The organism is Streptomyces cinnabarinus (assembly GCF_027270315.1).
GTDB classification, from domain to species: Bacteria; Actinomycetota; Actinomycetes; order Streptomycetales; family Streptomycetaceae; genus Streptomyces; species Streptomyces cinnabarinus.
In genome coordinates this window covers 232409-246445 of the sequence record NZ_CP114413.1, presented here as the reverse complement: position 1 = coordinate 246445, position 14037 = coordinate 232409, and the positions used below count along the sequence as shown (strand labels likewise).

Sequence of the window (14037 nt, the reverse complement as noted above, 5' to 3'; positions counted from 1 at the left end):
GGTGTATTTGCTGCTGTCGGTGCTCGGGGCGACCGCGGCGCTCGTTGTGGCCCACCGCTTCGATCTCGGCACGCCCGAAACAGTTGTGGATGTGCTGGTCGGGCTGGCGTCGGCCTACCTGGCCTGGGCGGCGTTCCGTGCCGACCGGGTGGAGGCCGGCCCGGTCGATCTGGGCAAGGTCATGGGCGAGTTGGCGGTAGCAGTGAAGAACCAGTGGGACAGTGAGGCGGAGGTGCGCCGGGTCAACGACCCCTACCCGCTGCCCGTCGCCTGGCGGGCCGCCGACGACTTGACGGAGTCCTGGCCACTGCTCGGGGACCTTGCTCGCGCCTGGCCAGGCGGCCCTCCAGGTGATCCGGCCTTATGGCCACCGGATGCCGCCGGGCTGGCAGGCCAGGATGCGGAGATCGGGCAGGTGTTCTCAGGGCGGGTTCCCACGCGGCGCCTGGTGATCCTGGGAGAGCCCGGTGCGGGCAAGAGCGTGCTGTTGATCCGGCTGCTGCAGGACCTCATTCACGCCGAAGTGACGGCGACCCTGTACCGGTACTGTTTTCCCTGGCCTCCTGGGATCCCCGCCAGTCACTGAAAACATGGATGGCCAACCAGCTACGCCGCACCTACCCCGGCCTGGCCGCCGAGGCTCCGTCTTCGGTCACCCTTCCTCATACCGCTGGCAACAGGTCCAAGGATCTGGCCACGTCCTTGCTGAACGCGGGCCTCATCCTGCCGCTGCTTGACGGCTTGGACGAGCAGGGCGACTTCGTCGCGGCCGTCCGGCGGATCGATCGGGGATTGGGGCACGCACCAACCGAGCTCACCCTTCGCGCGGCCGGGGCCGCCTACCGAGCACGGCTCACCGGCTCGCCTGCCGAACTGAGTGAACTCATCGAGCTGGCACCGGATCTGCCGAACGGTTCGTACCGTGGCGTCCTGAGCGACGTCGTCTGTGCCGGTCCCGCCCTGCCGGCCGGACTCGTGGATGCGGCCCGCCGCGTACGGAACAGCTGAGGCCGCGCCTGATCGCGGGCAGCCGCTTGACCTCCCGTGGGGAGACGGGAGGTGCGGCGGGCCCGCCGCGCACGCGGCTCATGGCAGGGCCCCGCACGGGAACCTCACCCGGGGGACGGGGGGATCGGGGTGGTGCCCGCACGAAGACCATGCACCACAAACCAGCCACTGCGATAGATCACGGCTGGAACTTGTCCATGTTCAGTGGCGCCGACGAAGCCATCGCCAGGCCGGTACCAAGTAGGTACCATCGGAGGCATGCCATCCCTGAACGTGTCCTTCACCGACGAGGAGCTCGAGGGCGTGCGGGCCGCGGCCGCGGCGGAGGGCAAGAGCCTCAAGCAGTATCTCCACGACCTCGGGGTCCGCGAGATGCAGCGCAAGCAGTTCGTCGCCGGGGCCGCCGCGTGGGCGGACCGGCTGCGTGCCGAGTTCGACACAGCCTTCCCCGACGAGATGCCGCCCGGCCGCCGCGGCAAGGGAGCCGCTGCCGCCTGATGCATCTCCACATCGACGTCTCCTGGCTGCTCGACGTCCAGGAGGCCGCGCTCGGCACAGAGGATCTCGTCGTCTCGGACTACTCCGCGCTGGTGGCCGCCGTCGCCCGCCACAAGACCCGGCTCCCCACACTGGCCGCCGCCGATCCGGACGTGGCCTGGCGCGCGGCGGCCCTGATGCACACCATCGTGCGCCTGGAGCCCCTCCCGCACCGCAACAGCCTCTACGCCGCGTTGATCGCCGCCCAGTACATGGCCCAGTCCGGAGAGGGCATCGATCCTCCCTACGGCGCCCTGTCCGACCTCGTCCGCAAGATCCGGGACACTCGCATCGGCGTCCAGGACGTGGCGGACCAGCTACGCGACTGGAAGCTGTAGACCGGGTACGGGCGCCGGCGTTCAGATCACAGGCCGGCCGTGTGCGGGCAGCAGTTCCTGGATGCCGATGCGGTGGTAGAACTCGGCGCGGATACGGTCGTAGACGACGGAGACGACCTCGCTGCCGTCCCTGCTGGGGTCGACGTGGGTCCGGAACGGGCGACGGCCCGCGGGGAGGCCGACCACCCGCACTATCTCCTCGGCGACTTCGGTGGCGTCGTGTCCGTCGGGGAAGACCTCGGCCAGGGCACCGGCCATGGAGTCGCGCAGTGCGCCGTAGCGGGCGTCATACGCGCGGGCGGTGTCGTGGTCCCCTGGGGCGCCGGCGTGGGCGAAGTGGTTGGTGCCGCTGGTGTACGCGCCGGGCACGACGATCGTGGTGTCGATGCCGTAGGCGATGACCTCGGCGGCGTAGCTCTCGGCGAGGGCGTCCATGGCCGCCTTGGCGGCGAAGTACGGGCCCAGGAAGGGCGGGTGGCCGCCGCGGGTGGACGAGGAGCCGACCCATACCAGCAGGCCGCTTCCCTGGGCCCGCAGATGGGGCAGGGCGGCGCGGTTGACGCGCTGGGTGCTCAGGACGTTGACGTCGTAGGCGTCGGCCAGCTGCTCGGGGGTGAAGGCCTCGGTGGGGCCGAGGACCATGTGCCCGGCGTTGTGGATCACGGTGTCGATGCGGCCCTGCTCGTCGATGACGCGGGCGACCGCGGCGTCGACGGACGCCTGGTCCTGCACGTCCATCTCGATGCCCCGGATGTCCGTCTTCTCGGCGGCAGCCAGGTCGGCGAGCTCCGCCACCCGAGGGGCGTTGCGGCCGGTGGTGGCACGCATGCCGGCGTAGACGGTGTGGCCGGCGGCGGCCAGAGCGCGGGCGGTGAGGTTGCCGAAGCCGCTGGAGGCACCGGTGATGACGATGGTCTGAGGCGTGCTCATGGGGCCGTGTCCTTTCGTGGCGCGAAGGCGTGCGGAGGGGGGCGGCGGGGGCGGGCCGTCAGGCGAGGCCGCCGTTGGCGAAGAGGGTCTGTCCGTTGATCCAGCGGGCGGGTCCGGCGAGGAAGGCGACGGCCTCCGCGATGTCCTCGGGCTGCCCCAGCCGCTCCAGCGGGGCCGCCTTGGCCAGCTGGGCGACGGTCTGCTCGTCCTTGCCGTCGAGGAACAGCGGGGTGGCGGTGGGGCCGGGAGCGACGGTGTTCACGGTGATGTCGCGGCCGCGAAGTTCCCGGGCCAGGACCGGGGTCAGGGCTTCGACCGCGGCCTTGGAGGCCACGTAGGCGCCGTAGGCGGGGAAGCTGGTACGGGTGACGCTGGTGGAGAAGTTGATGAGGGCGCCGCCGCGGCGCAGTCGCCGGGCCGCCTGCTGGGAGACGACGAAGGTGCCGCGGATGTTGGTGCGGTGCATGCGGTCCAGCGCGTCCAGGTCGAGTTCGGCGATCGGCGAGAGGAGCATGATGCCGGCCGTGTTCACCACGACGTCGATGCCGCCGAAGGTGCGCTCGACCTCGTCGAAGAGCTCGGTCATGGCCGCCTCGTCGGCGATGTCGCCGCCGACGGCGACGGCACGTCCGCCCGCGGCGGTGATCTCCTCGACCAACTCCTCGGCGACGGCCTTACGGCCGGCATAGTGGACGGCGACGGCCATGCCGTCACGGGCGAGGCGCAGCGCGGTGGCGCGACCGATGCCGCCGGTGGCTCCGGTGACCAGGGCGATGCGCGGGCTGGTGTCGCTGGTGGTGGTCATCATGGATCCCTTCTCAGCTGGTGGGCTTTTCGAGGCGGCCGAGCCATTCGTGGAGCAGGGCGGCCTCGACGGGGGTGAATCCGGGCGGCGGGGTCTGTTGCAGTCGGGTGCGCAGGGTTGTCGCCGGTGAGGGGGCCGTGTCCGGGGCGGCGGCTCGCGTGGTGATGGCGGCGATGACGGCCTCGCGCATGCTGTCCGACAGGACGGGGTCCTGGTTGACCTCCGGCCGGTAGAGCAGTGAGAGGGCCAGGCCGACGTTGGCTGCCATGACCATCTGCGCCGCCCGGTCGACCGGGACGCTCAGCCGGCCCGCGACCGCGATCCGCTCGATCACGCTCGTCAGCATCCGGTGGGCTTCCCTGGCGGCCTCGGGCCGGCCCGCCAGTGCCGGGGAGTACATGAGCTTGTAGCAGGCGGGCTGCGCGAGGGCGAAGGCCACATGACTGTCCCACCCGTCGCGGAGGTCCCGCACCGGGTCCTCCGACGGAACCGCGGCGCGCTTGGAGGCCAGGTACTGCTCGAATCCGTGATCGACGACCGCGGCCAGCAGGGCGTCCTTGTCCTCGAACAGTCGATAGAGGGTCGGCGCCCCGACCTGGGCGGCCTCGCACACCGCGCGGATCGAGATGTCTCCCGCGGGAGACTCCACGAGCAGCGCCGCGGCCGCTTCCAGAATCCGTGTTTCCGTATTCACGTGAACAACGTTACCCCACGGACAGCGATGTTTCAAGAATGCCGATAACGCCGTTACATACTGAGGTGGGCGGTGTGACGCGTACCACTGTCCAGACGCATCGCGTCGGACCTACGCGATCATGATCGGAATGGACGCTCGTTTCCTTGGTATCGAAGAGCTGGACGAAGTCCCCTCCGTCGCGGTCGTCGTCGACGTGATGCGCGCATTCACGGTCGCCGCCTGGGCCTTTGCCCAGGGTGCGGAGCAGATCGTCCTCGCTGAGTCGCTGGACGAAGCCCTGGCGCTCAAGGCCCGCCACCCGGATTGGGTGGCGCTCAAGGACGGCCCGCCCGCGCCCGGGTTCGACACCGTCAACTCGCCCGGCATGCTGCGGTCGATGGACCTCGCCGGACGGACCGTTGTGCAGAAGACCACGGCGGGCACGGTCGGCGCCCTGGCGGTCAAGGAAGCGTCGCTGGTGCTGTGCGCCAGTTTCGTGATCGCGGAGGCGACGGCTCGGCTCCTGCGGACGCGCGCATGCAACAGCGTCACCTTCGTGGTCACCGGCGAGGACGGACGCGCCGACGAGGACCTGGCCTGCGCTCAGTACATCGCCCGGAGGGCCACCGAGGCCGGGACGGACGCGGCCGTTTTCCTCCGTCGCGCCGCCGAATCGCGCGCCGCTCGCGAACTGGCGGAGGGGGTGCGACTCGGAGTCCATCCCGATGACATCGCACTCTGTCTTGAGCTCGACCGCTTCCCCTTCGCCATGGTGGCGACCCCGGAGGACTCGCTCATGATCCTCCGCCCGTACGCCGTGCCTTCACTGGGCGACGAGACGTCGAACTGATCGCTGCACCCCGAATGTTCTGATTCGTGATAGATACGACCTGTGCCGCACCGGGATAGTCCGAACACGCCGGGTGCCCGCAAGGAGTCCTCCCTCGGGCGCTCGCTGCTGGCGTCGATCGTCAGGGAACCGGGGTACCTTCCCGAACTCCTCGCCGACTTCGCCGTCCGCCGTGTCGGTCCTGCTGTGCCCGGGGCGGTCGAGCGGCTCCGGCAGGGGCATCCCGACGCCACCGAAGCGGAACTCCGCGCCCTGGTGGTGGCTCGCGGTCGCCGGGCCGTCGTAGCGGAGGGAGCTTTCGTGGGCGGTCCTTTCATCGTGGTCATTCCCGTCGCGTTCTGCACGGCACTGCTCCGCCAGGCACGCACCGTCCTGGAACTGGCCGCCCTCGACGGCCGCGACCCCACAGCGGGCATCCGCGCCGCCGAACTCCTCGTTCTCCAGGGCGTGTACGAGGACACCCGGCAGGCGCAGGACGCGCTCGCCCGGGCGCCACGCGTCGCCGAGGCCCCCGTCCGCTGGAGGCGATGGTGGGCGCTGTGGGGTGTCACCCTGCGCATGGCCCATGTCCTTGGCGTGCTCGCGCCGGGCGACGGGGGCGAGGAGGCGGGCGGGCGCCTGCGCAGGGGCGTCGTCCAGGCCTGGCGCTGGCTGCTCCTCGCCGTGGTGTTCCTGGTCGGACTGGTCGCTCCCCTCGTCTGGCTCCCGTACATGGCGGTGAACTACCGGCGCTCCGACGCCCGCCTGGCACAACGGGTCCTTGCCTACTACTTCGGCGCCACCGCACCCGCCCCCACGCAGCGCCACCGGATCTCCCGCCCCCAGCCCGAAGCCCTGGCCGCCGCGCTCCGCGCGCTCCTCTCCCTCCTTGTGCCGCTCGCCCTGACCGTCGTCACCCTCCTGGCCGGTCTGCGCATCGCCGGCAGCCACTGGCCGGTCCTCGGCATCGCCCTCGCCACGGCGTCCGCGGTGGTCGGCGGACATTGGTACTGGCGCCGCCACCGCGGCCGCGAGCCGTCCGCCGGCGTGCGGTAATCAGTCCACTCGGCCCTGACTGGCCCTGTCCCGGCCGCCGTGGCGGCGGGTGGGATGGATGTGCTCCCAGCCGCTACGGAAAGGCCCGATGACGATGCCGCGTACACGCTCGTTCGTACAGGTCGACGTGTTCTCCACGACCCCTTACTCCGGCAATCCGGTCGCGGTCGTCCTGGACGGGACGGACCTGAGTGACGAGGAGATGCAGGGTCTGGCGCGCTGGACGAACCTGTCCGAGACCACGTTCGTGCTGCCCCCTACCGTCCCGGAGGCGGACTACCGGCTGCGGATCTTCACCCCGGGGAGCGAGCTGCCGTTCGCCGGGCACCCGACCCTCGGCTCGGCGCGCGCCTGGCTGGACGGTGGGGGTGTGCCGCGGCACGCCGACCGCGTCGTGCAGGAGTGCGCCGCGGGACTGGTCACCGTGCGGCGCGGTGAGGACACGCTGTCCTTCGCCGCCCCGCCCCGGGTCCGCGACGGCGAGCTCGACGACGAGTATCTGGACCGGATCGTGGCCGCGTTCGGCATCACGCGGGACCGGGTCGTGGCCCATCAGTGGGTCGACAACGGTCCTGGCTGGGCCGTGGTGCGGTTGTCGACGGCCGAGGAGGTGCTCGCGCTCGAACCCGACTTCTCCCTCGTCCCGACCGCGATGGTCGGTGCGATCGGTGCTTACCCCGAGGGCTCCGAGTACGCCTTCGAGCTGCGCACTTTCGCCCCGGGTGCCGGAGTGCCCGAGGACCCCGCGTGCGGCAGTATGAACGCCTCCGTCGGGCAGTGGCTCACCTCCACCGGCGCCGCGCCCGCCGCGTACCGGGTCTCCCAGGGCGTGCGCCTGGGACGGGCCGCGAGCATCGAGGTCACCGCTGACGCGGACGGTGCCGTATGGGTCAGCGGCGCCGCCACGGTCTGCGTCCGCGGCGCCATCACGATCTGACCGGCCCCGACGTCAGATAGGGGTGGCGGACAGCGTCTTCATGGTGACGTAGCTGGTCACCGTGGCCACGCCGGGCAGGGCGGCCAACTGGTTGGCGTGGAAGCCCTCGTAGGCCGGCAGGTCCGCCACCTCGACCTGGAGCAGATAGTCGAAGTTGCCGGCGCGCAGGAGGATGAGGTCGGCGTCCTTGCCGGGCATCTGGCTGCTCGCGTCACGCGACCGGATCGCGGCGGCCGCGGGCGGTGGCTACTGCTCGCCCAGCGTGGTGGCGCGTTCGTCGACCTCGGTGTCGGCGCGCCGTACGCCGGTGAATCGGGTGGGCCGGAAGGGCCGTAGGAGGTCCTGCTCCTGGTCGGTGGTGATCTCGCTCGCGGCCAGGCGTCCCAGAATCGGTGCCAGGGTGATTCCGCTGTGCGACACCAGGCAGTAGACGCGGGACTGCGCGGAGGCGTAGCCGACGATGCTGTGGCCGTCCGCGGGCAAGGAGCGGAAGGCGATGCGCAAGTCGAGGGTCGGTGCCCGGCGCGGCTCGGGCAGCAGGTCCAGGAGTCGCCTGACGAGGGTGTGTGCCAGGTCCCCGTCCGCGGACGGCGGGTCTTCCGGATCGACGTCCGCATTGAGGTCCAGGGCCTGGAGGACGGTCCGGCCGTCGGTCGCGGGGCGGAGGTTCAGGTCGGGGGTGTGGAGCACGCAGCGGAGGTCGAGTTCCGGAGTCCTGGCGTAGCCGAGCAGGCCGACGGTCTGCGCTCCGCGGCTGGTGTCCGTCACCATGGGAATGTCGAGCCCGGCCCGTGCGGCCAGGCGTTCCGTCCAGCGGCCTGCTGCTAGCACGACTCGGTCGCCGTGGAGGGTTCCGCCTCCGGCCAGAGCGACGGACACTCCGTCAGCTCGGTCGTCGATGCCATCGACCTTGTCGAGTACCAGCCGGGCGCCGTGTTGTTCGGCGTCGGCCAGCAGGTTTGTCACGAAGGGTTCCGGCAGGACGTATCCCTCGCTGGGGAAGTGGGAGAGGGACGTGATGGTCTTCGGGATGCGGAGGCCGCCTGCGCGGCGCAGTGCTTCGGCGGGCGTGATCCACTGCGCGGGGTAGCCGAGGGACCGCAGTCGTTCCACGTTGTCGGCGAGCCACTGCTCAGTTGCGGAGTCCGCCCACTGCATGGCTCCGCTGGGGAAGTAGTAGGGAGCGCCCGGCAGTTGCTCGGCGAGCCTGGTGTGCTCGTCCATGCCCGCGAGGTTGAGCCTGTGGTAGTCCGGGTCCGGCTTCCGGCTGGAGTTCGTCCAGGCGAACGTGGTCGCGGTGGTACCGCGACCCGCGCCCCACTGATCCACCAGGAGAACGTCCGCGCCGCTGACGGCAAGCGCCCTCGCGGCGGCTGACCCCAGCACACCGGCACCGATGACGACGACCTTCATGGTTCGCGTACTCCTTTCCCTAGGCTGCTGTCCCATGCAGCAGACGCGCCTCGACATCGCCCGCATCCGGGCCGCTCGCCAGGTGATCGACCCGGTGTTCCTCGACACTCCGCTGTACCGCTGCGAGGCGCTGGAGTCCAGCCTCGGATGCGCGGTGAGCATCAAGCTCGAAACGGCGAACCCGGTGCGCAGCTTCAAGGGCCGCGGCACCGAGGTCGTCGCGGGCCTGCTCGCCGAGCACGGACCGCGAGCCGTGGTGTGCGCCAGCGCGGGCAACCTCGGCCAGGCCCTCGCCTGGTCCGGTCGCGGCCGGGGACTCGACGTCACCGTCGTGGCATCCCGGTTCGCGACCGCGGCCAAGCTCGACCGCATCCGCGCACTGGGCGCCGGGCTGGAACTGGTGGACGGCGACTACGAGTTGGCACGCGAGCGGGCGGCTGCCATCGCGCGGTCCGAAGGCATCCGGCTGGTCGAGGACAGCCTCGACATCGAGACCTGCGAGGGCGCGGCGACCATCGGCCTGGAACTGGTCGGCAGCGCGACGCCGTTCGACGCCGTCCTGATCGCTCTCGGTGGCGGGGCCCTGGCCACCGGCGTGGGGCATGTGGTGAAGGCCCTGACACCGGGAGCCGAGGTGATCTGCGTCCAGCCGCTGGGCGCACCGGCGATGACGCTCTCGTGGCGCCGGCGGCGCGTTGTCACCACCGAGGCGGCCGATACCATCGCCGACGGTGTCGCGGGGCGGTGTCCCATCCCGGCCGTCCTGAACGACCTCCTCCTGGCCGCCGACGATGCGGTCCTGGTCCGGGAGGAGTCGATCATCGCCGGTATGCGGATGCTCCTCGACCACTCCGGCCTCGTGGTCGAACCGTCGGCCGCGCTCGGCATCGCGGCGATCCTCGAGGACCGCGACCGCTTCGCCGGCCGACATGTGGTCACCGTCGTGTGTGGCAGCAACGTCGACCTGGACGTCTATCGGCGTTGGGTCGGTGCGGCCCCGGGTGACGGGTTGTGACCATCGCTCCGGCGGTGGCCGGGACGCGGTCCGTCACGTCAACGGGAAGCCGCGGGCCGGGGTCGTGGTGGGCGGTGGGGGTAGGTGCGGGTCGTGGTGGGGTGCGTCGCGATGGCGCGGGGTTCCGTGGGTACGGGCCAGTTCGTGCATGGCCTGGTGCAGGGCCAGTTCGAGGGCGTCGGGTGAGTTGAGGGTGCCGCTTCCGTCGGGTGGGCAGATCCAGCGCAGCTCGCCCCAGCGGCAGTGCGGAGCAGGGGTGGCGATCCACCCGCCCGTGGTGAGATAGCGGATGTCGTGTCCGGCCCAGATGCTCGCGGGGGAGGGCGGCAGGAAGAAGCCGATGTGCTGGCGCCTGCTGTCCAACAGGGCGGGGCCGGGTTCGAGGCGGGGCAGGTCGGCCAGGATGTCGGCCGCGTGCAGGCCGAGGCAGGCCGGGACGATCAGTACGTCCCAGAACCGTCCGGCGGCCAGGAGATGGACGCCCGTTGTGCCTCGCTGCCAGTCGTTCTTGCATGATCGGGGGTCGGTCGCGGCGGCGGCCAGCCACTCCATCGCGTTCGTCCACTGTGTCAGTGCCATCACAAACCTCCTGCGGCGTGTCGGGCTGAAGGCCCGGCAGGTCAACGGCTGATCCGACCGATCACGATCACCTCGGCCACCTGGGGTGCAGGCAGGATGTGGGAGGAAGCGGTTCCCTGACTCCGTCCCTGGCGCTCCGGGTGATTGCGGTGACTGTTGTGTGCTGGTTGGTGACTTGGGTTGAAAGGGAGCGAGAGCTCAGTGAAACGGGGCGTGTGAGGTGCGGCCAGGGGAGGGGCGTGCAGTTCACCGCATGGAGCGAGCGCCAGCGCGAAGAGGGGGCAGATATATGCGGGCAAGCGCTCTTGGGCGCCCTCCCCGCGCCTTTGCGCTGGGTGGGCGCCGTGTGCTGATGTTTCGATACGACCCGACGAGCCGGCCTCTAGACGGCGCCGGCCTGCCCGGTGGAGCCGCGGACGACGAGCTCGGGTTCGTAGAGGAGTTCACCCATGGGCACCTCGCTGCCCTGGATCTGGGCGACCAGGAGGTCGACGGCGGCCCGGCCCATGGCCTCGATGGGCTGGCGGACCGTGGTCAGAGGCGGCTCGGTGCAGGTCATGAACGCGGAGTCATCGAAGCCGACCACCGAGACATCGCCGGGGACGCTCAGGCCCTTGCGGCGCACGGCGCGGACCGCGCCCAGGGCGAGCGGGTCGCTGGCGCAGACGATGCCGGTCACACCGCGTTCCAGCAGGCGTGCGGTGGCGGCCTGGCCGCCTTCCAGAGCGAACAGGGTCCGCTCGACGAACTCGTCGGGCAGCTCCCGGCCCGAGTCCCGCGCGGCGCGCTGTGCGGCCGCCAGCTTGCGCCGTGAGGGCATGTGGTCGCTGGGGCCCAGGACCAGGCCGATGCGTTCGTGCCCGAGCGAGACCAGGTGGCGCCAGGCCTGCTCGACGGCGACCACGTCGTCACAGGACACGCAGGGGAAGTCCAGGCCCTCGGTCGGCGCGTTCACCAGGACCACGGGGATCCGGCGCTCGGCGAGCAGCCGGTAGTGCTCGTGCGAGGCGTCGGCCTGGGCGAACAGGCCGCCCGCGAACACCACACCGGACACCTGTTGCTGGAGCAGCAGTTCCACGTAGTCCGCCTCGGACACGCCGCCCTTGGTCTGGGTGCACAGCACCGGCGTCAGCCCCAGTTGCGCCAGCGCGCCCCCGATCACCTCCGCGAACGCGGGAAAGATCGGATTCTGCAGCTCCGGCAGCACCAGTCCCACCAGACGCGCACGCTCACCGCGCAGCTGCGTCGGCCGCTCGTAGCCCAGCACGTCCAGTGCCGTCAGCACCGACTGGCGAGTCGCCTCGGAAACCCCCGGCTTGCCATTGAGGACCCGGCTGACCGTGGCCTCGCTGACCCCCACCTTCTTCGCCACCTGAGCAAGTCGTCGCGTCATGCGCGCAAGCCTAGCGCAAACGATGCAAGTGGCTTACCTCTTGGAATACTCTCGTAGTTCTCGGGTGGAGGGCCCCGCAAGGGGCCCTCCACCCAGGGCCTAGGCCCGCTCCTGGTCAGCGGCACGTCATGCTGGGGCGCAAAACTCGACGCCATGCATGAAATTGTTGCGTGACCGGCTGAAGGCGTGGAGTCCGGTGCTCACCAGGGCGATGGGGCGGGCGGCGGAACCACCGGCGGACGGTCGTCACAGGTGATGGTGTTGGGCAGCAGCCACTCAGCCAGCCATCCGCCGTCATTGCCTCCACGGTCGGCCAGGCCGAACTCGGAACCCGTCGCGGGGAAGTTGAACGAACCGCAGTTGTTCACCCCGACGGCGCCGACATGGCGTGCGTCCACGTTCTCGAACGTGGCGGAGCCCTTGACGCGAGCGCTCACGACCGAGGTGCCGGTGCCGTCCACCCGTATGTCCTTGAAGTGGACGTTCGGGATGTCGTACCGGTCCTTCACGGAGTACTCGCTGACCAGCATGATCGCGTAATAGGTGCTGTCGAGGTAGTGATCGCCGGTCACCCGCACGTCCGCGTCGATGCTCTTGTCGAGCGCGTAGAACCAGATCGAGCCCAGTCCGATCCTCCAGTTCAGGTCGAGGGTGCCCGCGCGGACGGTGGTGTTGTCGGTGAACTCGAGCGCTCCGGTGAACGCCTCGGCTCCGAACCGCGCACCGGCGTGCAGGCCGCTGCCCTCGCGCACGGGGTCGGCGACGAGGTTGCCGCTGACGGTGTTGTCCTTGCCTCCGTAGAGGGCGATGCCGTTGGCGAGGGTGGGGGACTGGACGGTGTTGCGGGAGAAGACGTTGTCGGCGTTGGCCGACTTCTCGGACCACATGGCGAGTCCGTCGTCACCGGTGTTGCGGATGAAGTTGTTGTGCACGAGCGAGCCGGTCACCCCGGTGTGGAAGTTGAGCGCGTCGGCGATCTGGTCCGTGATGACGTTGTCGGTGACGCGTACGCCGGACATGGGACCGTCGAACCACAGGCCCACTTTGGTGTGGTGGATGTACAGGCCGCTGATCGTCGAGTCGCTCATCGCGCCGCCGATGGCGTTGACCTGGTCGGTGTCGATGCGCTCGCGTACGTCGCCCTCGATGGTGAAGCCGGAGAGGTGGACGTTGCGGCTGCCGCCGTCGGCGGCGCTCCGGCCGTAGAACCCGACACCGGTGTGCAGCGATCCGTCGGGGGCGGGTTCGTCCAGTTCGACCTCTCGGCCCTTGATGACGGTGTGCCAGTTGCCGGCTCCCCTGATGGTCACGTCGTCGACCACGATGTGCCGGTCGACGCGGAAGGTGCCGGCGGGGATGTAGACGCCGCGGCCCGTGTGCCGGGCCACGTCGATGGCGCGCTCGATGGCCGGCGCGGCGTCCCTGCGGCCCTTGGGGTCGGCGCCGAAGTGAAGGACGTTGACGCCCCGTCGGTCGACGTAGGCGGGCTTCACCAGTTGGGAGTCCAGCAGGTCGACGACCGTCCAGGCGGCCGGGCTGTCGGCGGGGACGGTCAGCCGTACCCGCTCACCGGCGCGGAAGGTCTGGCCGAGGAGCACGCGCTGCTCGTCGTAGAAGTGCATGGGCCGGAACGGCTTGGCGAACTGCGGGGGCACCTCGGCCTGCGCGGGCACACAGGAGCACTCGGTGACCCACCAGTCGGGGTGGAGCAGGTCCGCCTGGGGGTCGTTGGTGAAGGGGTACTGGTTGTAGAGCCAGGAGTACTGGGAGGTGAGCGTCATGGACGCCTGCTGCCTGCCTGACACCGCGACCCGCAGCGGGGAGGTGATGCCGCCGCCCCGGGGTGCGTCGGGGATGCTGTAGCGCACGGTCAGCGCGTTCGCGGCCCGCGGCAGGACGAACTCGACGTGCTGGCCGGGCAGCAGTTTGACGGCCTTTCGGCCCGACGCCTCGGAGGGAAGCGTGTACGGGGACCGCTCGGGTCCGATGATCTCCCCGTCGGTCCTGGCGTTCTCCGCTTCCTGTTCCTCGAAGTCCACGTCGGCCCCGCGGCCCGCGACCAGCGCCGGGTCGAGGGCGGCGCGGGTGACGACGGGTGCGCTGTGCACGCTCGCCTCGGAGCGGCCACCGGGCGAGGCCGATGCCATGCCGTGGACCAGGGCGGCCGAGGCGAGCGTCGCGGACAGGAGAGCTGCTGCTCTCCTGCCGCTGGCCGACCGGCGTTGAGAGCGGCTCCTGAACATCGTGGCTCGCTTCTGTTGGCGGGAGGGGCACTAGGGACAGCGCTGGGACAGTAGGCCCGGCGTACGCAAATGCACAAGGTATGTGCGTATTTTTGCGTGACTCTGCACGCAATATGCCACTGACTCATTGGTCTGTTGCGTCACGGCCGTTGACAAAGCTGTCGCCCGGTAGAAGCCTGTGCTTCGGATTGCAAAAGATTGACTGAAACTCTCAAAACTGCAAAGCGTGCACTGCTGATTCCTGCCAGGTAGATGTCAGGTACCTGGCGAAAAGCCCT

General features: G+C 70.2%; 16 protein-coding genes. 8 read left to right on the top strand and 8 right to left on the bottom strand.

Annotated elements, in window-relative coordinates; genetic code table 11:
- Window position 1: 1 nt before the first annotated feature.
- The 4 genes from STRCI_RS01130 to STRCI_RS01115 all read left to right on the top strand — a co-directional run bounded on the left by STRCI_RS01130 (window position 2) and on the right by STRCI_RS01115 (window position 1883).
- Window positions 2-586, top strand: coding sequence for a hypothetical protein (locus tag STRCI_RS01130; RefSeq protein ID WP_269656876.1), 585 nt, complete (start codon window positions 2-4; stop codon window positions 584-586).
- Window positions 587-594: 8 nt separating this feature from the next.
- Complete coding sequence (locus STRCI_RS01125) at window positions 595-1008, top strand: hypothetical protein (protein WP_269656875.1); 414 nt, start codon at window positions 595-597, stop codon at window positions 1006-1008.
- 258 nt (window positions 1009-1266) lie between these two features.
- A complete protein-coding gene (locus tag STRCI_RS01120; RefSeq protein ID WP_269656874.1) occupies window positions 1267-1506 on the top strand; it encodes a hypothetical protein in 240 nt (79 codons plus the stop codon).
- Window positions 1506-1883 carry a toxin Doc gene (locus tag STRCI_RS01115; RefSeq protein ID WP_269656873.1) on the top strand — a complete coding sequence of 126 codons (378 nt, stop codon included), beginning with the start codon at window positions 1506-1508 and terminating at the stop codon, window positions 1881-1883. The genes STRCI_RS01120 and STRCI_RS01115 overlap by 1 nt, the downstream gene beginning before the upstream one ends.
- Before the next feature lie 21 nt (window positions 1884-1904).
- Here the strand turns inward: STRCI_RS01115 and STRCI_RS01110 are convergent, their stop codons facing one another.
- The 3 genes from STRCI_RS01110 to STRCI_RS01100 are packed head-to-tail and all read right to left on the bottom strand — an operon-like array spanning window position 1905 to window position 4312.
- Entirely contained in the window at window positions 1905-2813 is a 909-nt protein-coding gene (locus tag STRCI_RS01110) for an SDR family NAD(P)-dependent oxidoreductase (RefSeq protein WP_269656872.1), read from the bottom strand.
- Between the two features lie 58 nt (window positions 2814-2871).
- Entirely contained in the window at window positions 2872-3618 is a 747-nt protein-coding gene (locus tag STRCI_RS01105; protein ID WP_418953448.1) for an SDR family oxidoreductase, read from the bottom strand.
- Window positions 3619-3631: 13 nt separating this feature from the next.
- Window positions 3632-4312, bottom strand: a complete 681-nt coding sequence (locus tag STRCI_RS01100) for a TetR/AcrR family transcriptional regulator (RefSeq protein WP_269656870.1) — start codon at window positions 4310-4312, stop codon at window positions 3632-3634.
- A 130-nt stretch (window positions 4313-4442) separates the two neighbouring features.
- Between STRCI_RS01100 and STRCI_RS01095 the strand changes: the two genes are divergently transcribed.
- From STRCI_RS01095 to STRCI_RS01085, 3 genes are all read left to right on the top strand, one after another.
- Window positions 4443-5144, top strand: coding sequence for a 2-phosphosulfolactate phosphatase (locus STRCI_RS01095; protein ID WP_269656869.1), 702 nt, complete (start codon window positions 4443-4445; stop codon window positions 5142-5144).
- 42 nt (window positions 5145-5186) lie between these two features.
- Window positions 5187-6179 (top strand): hypothetical protein, encoded by a 993-nt coding sequence (locus tag STRCI_RS01090; RefSeq protein WP_269656868.1) that lies wholly within the window; start codon window positions 5187-5189, stop codon window positions 6177-6179.
- Between the two features lie 88 nt (window positions 6180-6267).
- Window positions 6268-7116 carry a PhzF family phenazine biosynthesis protein gene (locus STRCI_RS01085; protein ID WP_269656867.1) on the top strand — a complete coding sequence of 283 codons (849 nt, stop codon included), beginning with the start codon at window positions 6268-6270 and terminating at the stop codon, window positions 7114-7116.
- A gap of 12 nt (window positions 7117-7128) precedes the next feature.
- Here STRCI_RS01085 and STRCI_RS01080 read toward each other — a convergent pair whose 3' ends face one another.
- Entirely contained in the window at window positions 7129-7314 is a 186-nt protein-coding gene (locus STRCI_RS01080; protein WP_269656866.1) for an Lrp/AsnC ligand binding domain-containing protein, read from the bottom strand.
- Between the two features lie 48 nt (window positions 7315-7362).
- A complete protein-coding gene (locus STRCI_RS01075; RefSeq protein ID WP_269656865.1) occupies window positions 7363-8529 on the bottom strand; it encodes an NAD(P)/FAD-dependent oxidoreductase in 1167 nt (388 codons plus the stop codon).
- 34 nt (window positions 8530-8563) lie between these two features.
- On the opposite strand from STRCI_RS01075, the gene STRCI_RS01070 reads away from it, so the two are divergent.
- Window positions 8564-9544: a threonine ammonia-lyase gene (locus STRCI_RS01070; RefSeq protein ID WP_269656864.1), complete on the top strand. Its 981-nt coding sequence runs from the start codon at window positions 8564-8566 to the stop codon at window positions 9542-9544.
- Between the two features lie 33 nt (window positions 9545-9577).
- On the opposite strand, the gene STRCI_RS01065 is transcribed toward STRCI_RS01070, so the two are convergent.
- The 3 genes from STRCI_RS01065 to STRCI_RS01055 form a co-directional block, all read right to left on the bottom strand.
- Complete coding sequence (locus STRCI_RS01065; RefSeq protein ID WP_269656863.1) at window positions 9578-10123, bottom strand: hypothetical protein; 546 nt, start codon at window positions 10121-10123, stop codon at window positions 9578-9580.
- Window positions 10124-10505: 382 nt separating this feature from the next.
- Window positions 10506-11516 (bottom strand): LacI family DNA-binding transcriptional regulator, encoded by a 1011-nt coding sequence (locus STRCI_RS01060; RefSeq protein WP_269656862.1) that lies wholly within the window; start codon window positions 11514-11516, stop codon window positions 10506-10508.
- Window positions 11517-11716: 200 nt separating this feature from the next.
- Window positions 11717-13663, bottom strand: a complete 1947-nt coding sequence (locus tag STRCI_RS01055; RefSeq protein ID WP_418953299.1) for a glycosyl hydrolase family 28-related protein — start codon at window positions 13661-13663, stop codon at window positions 11717-11719.
- Between the last annotated feature and the right edge of the window lie 374 nt (window positions 13664-14037).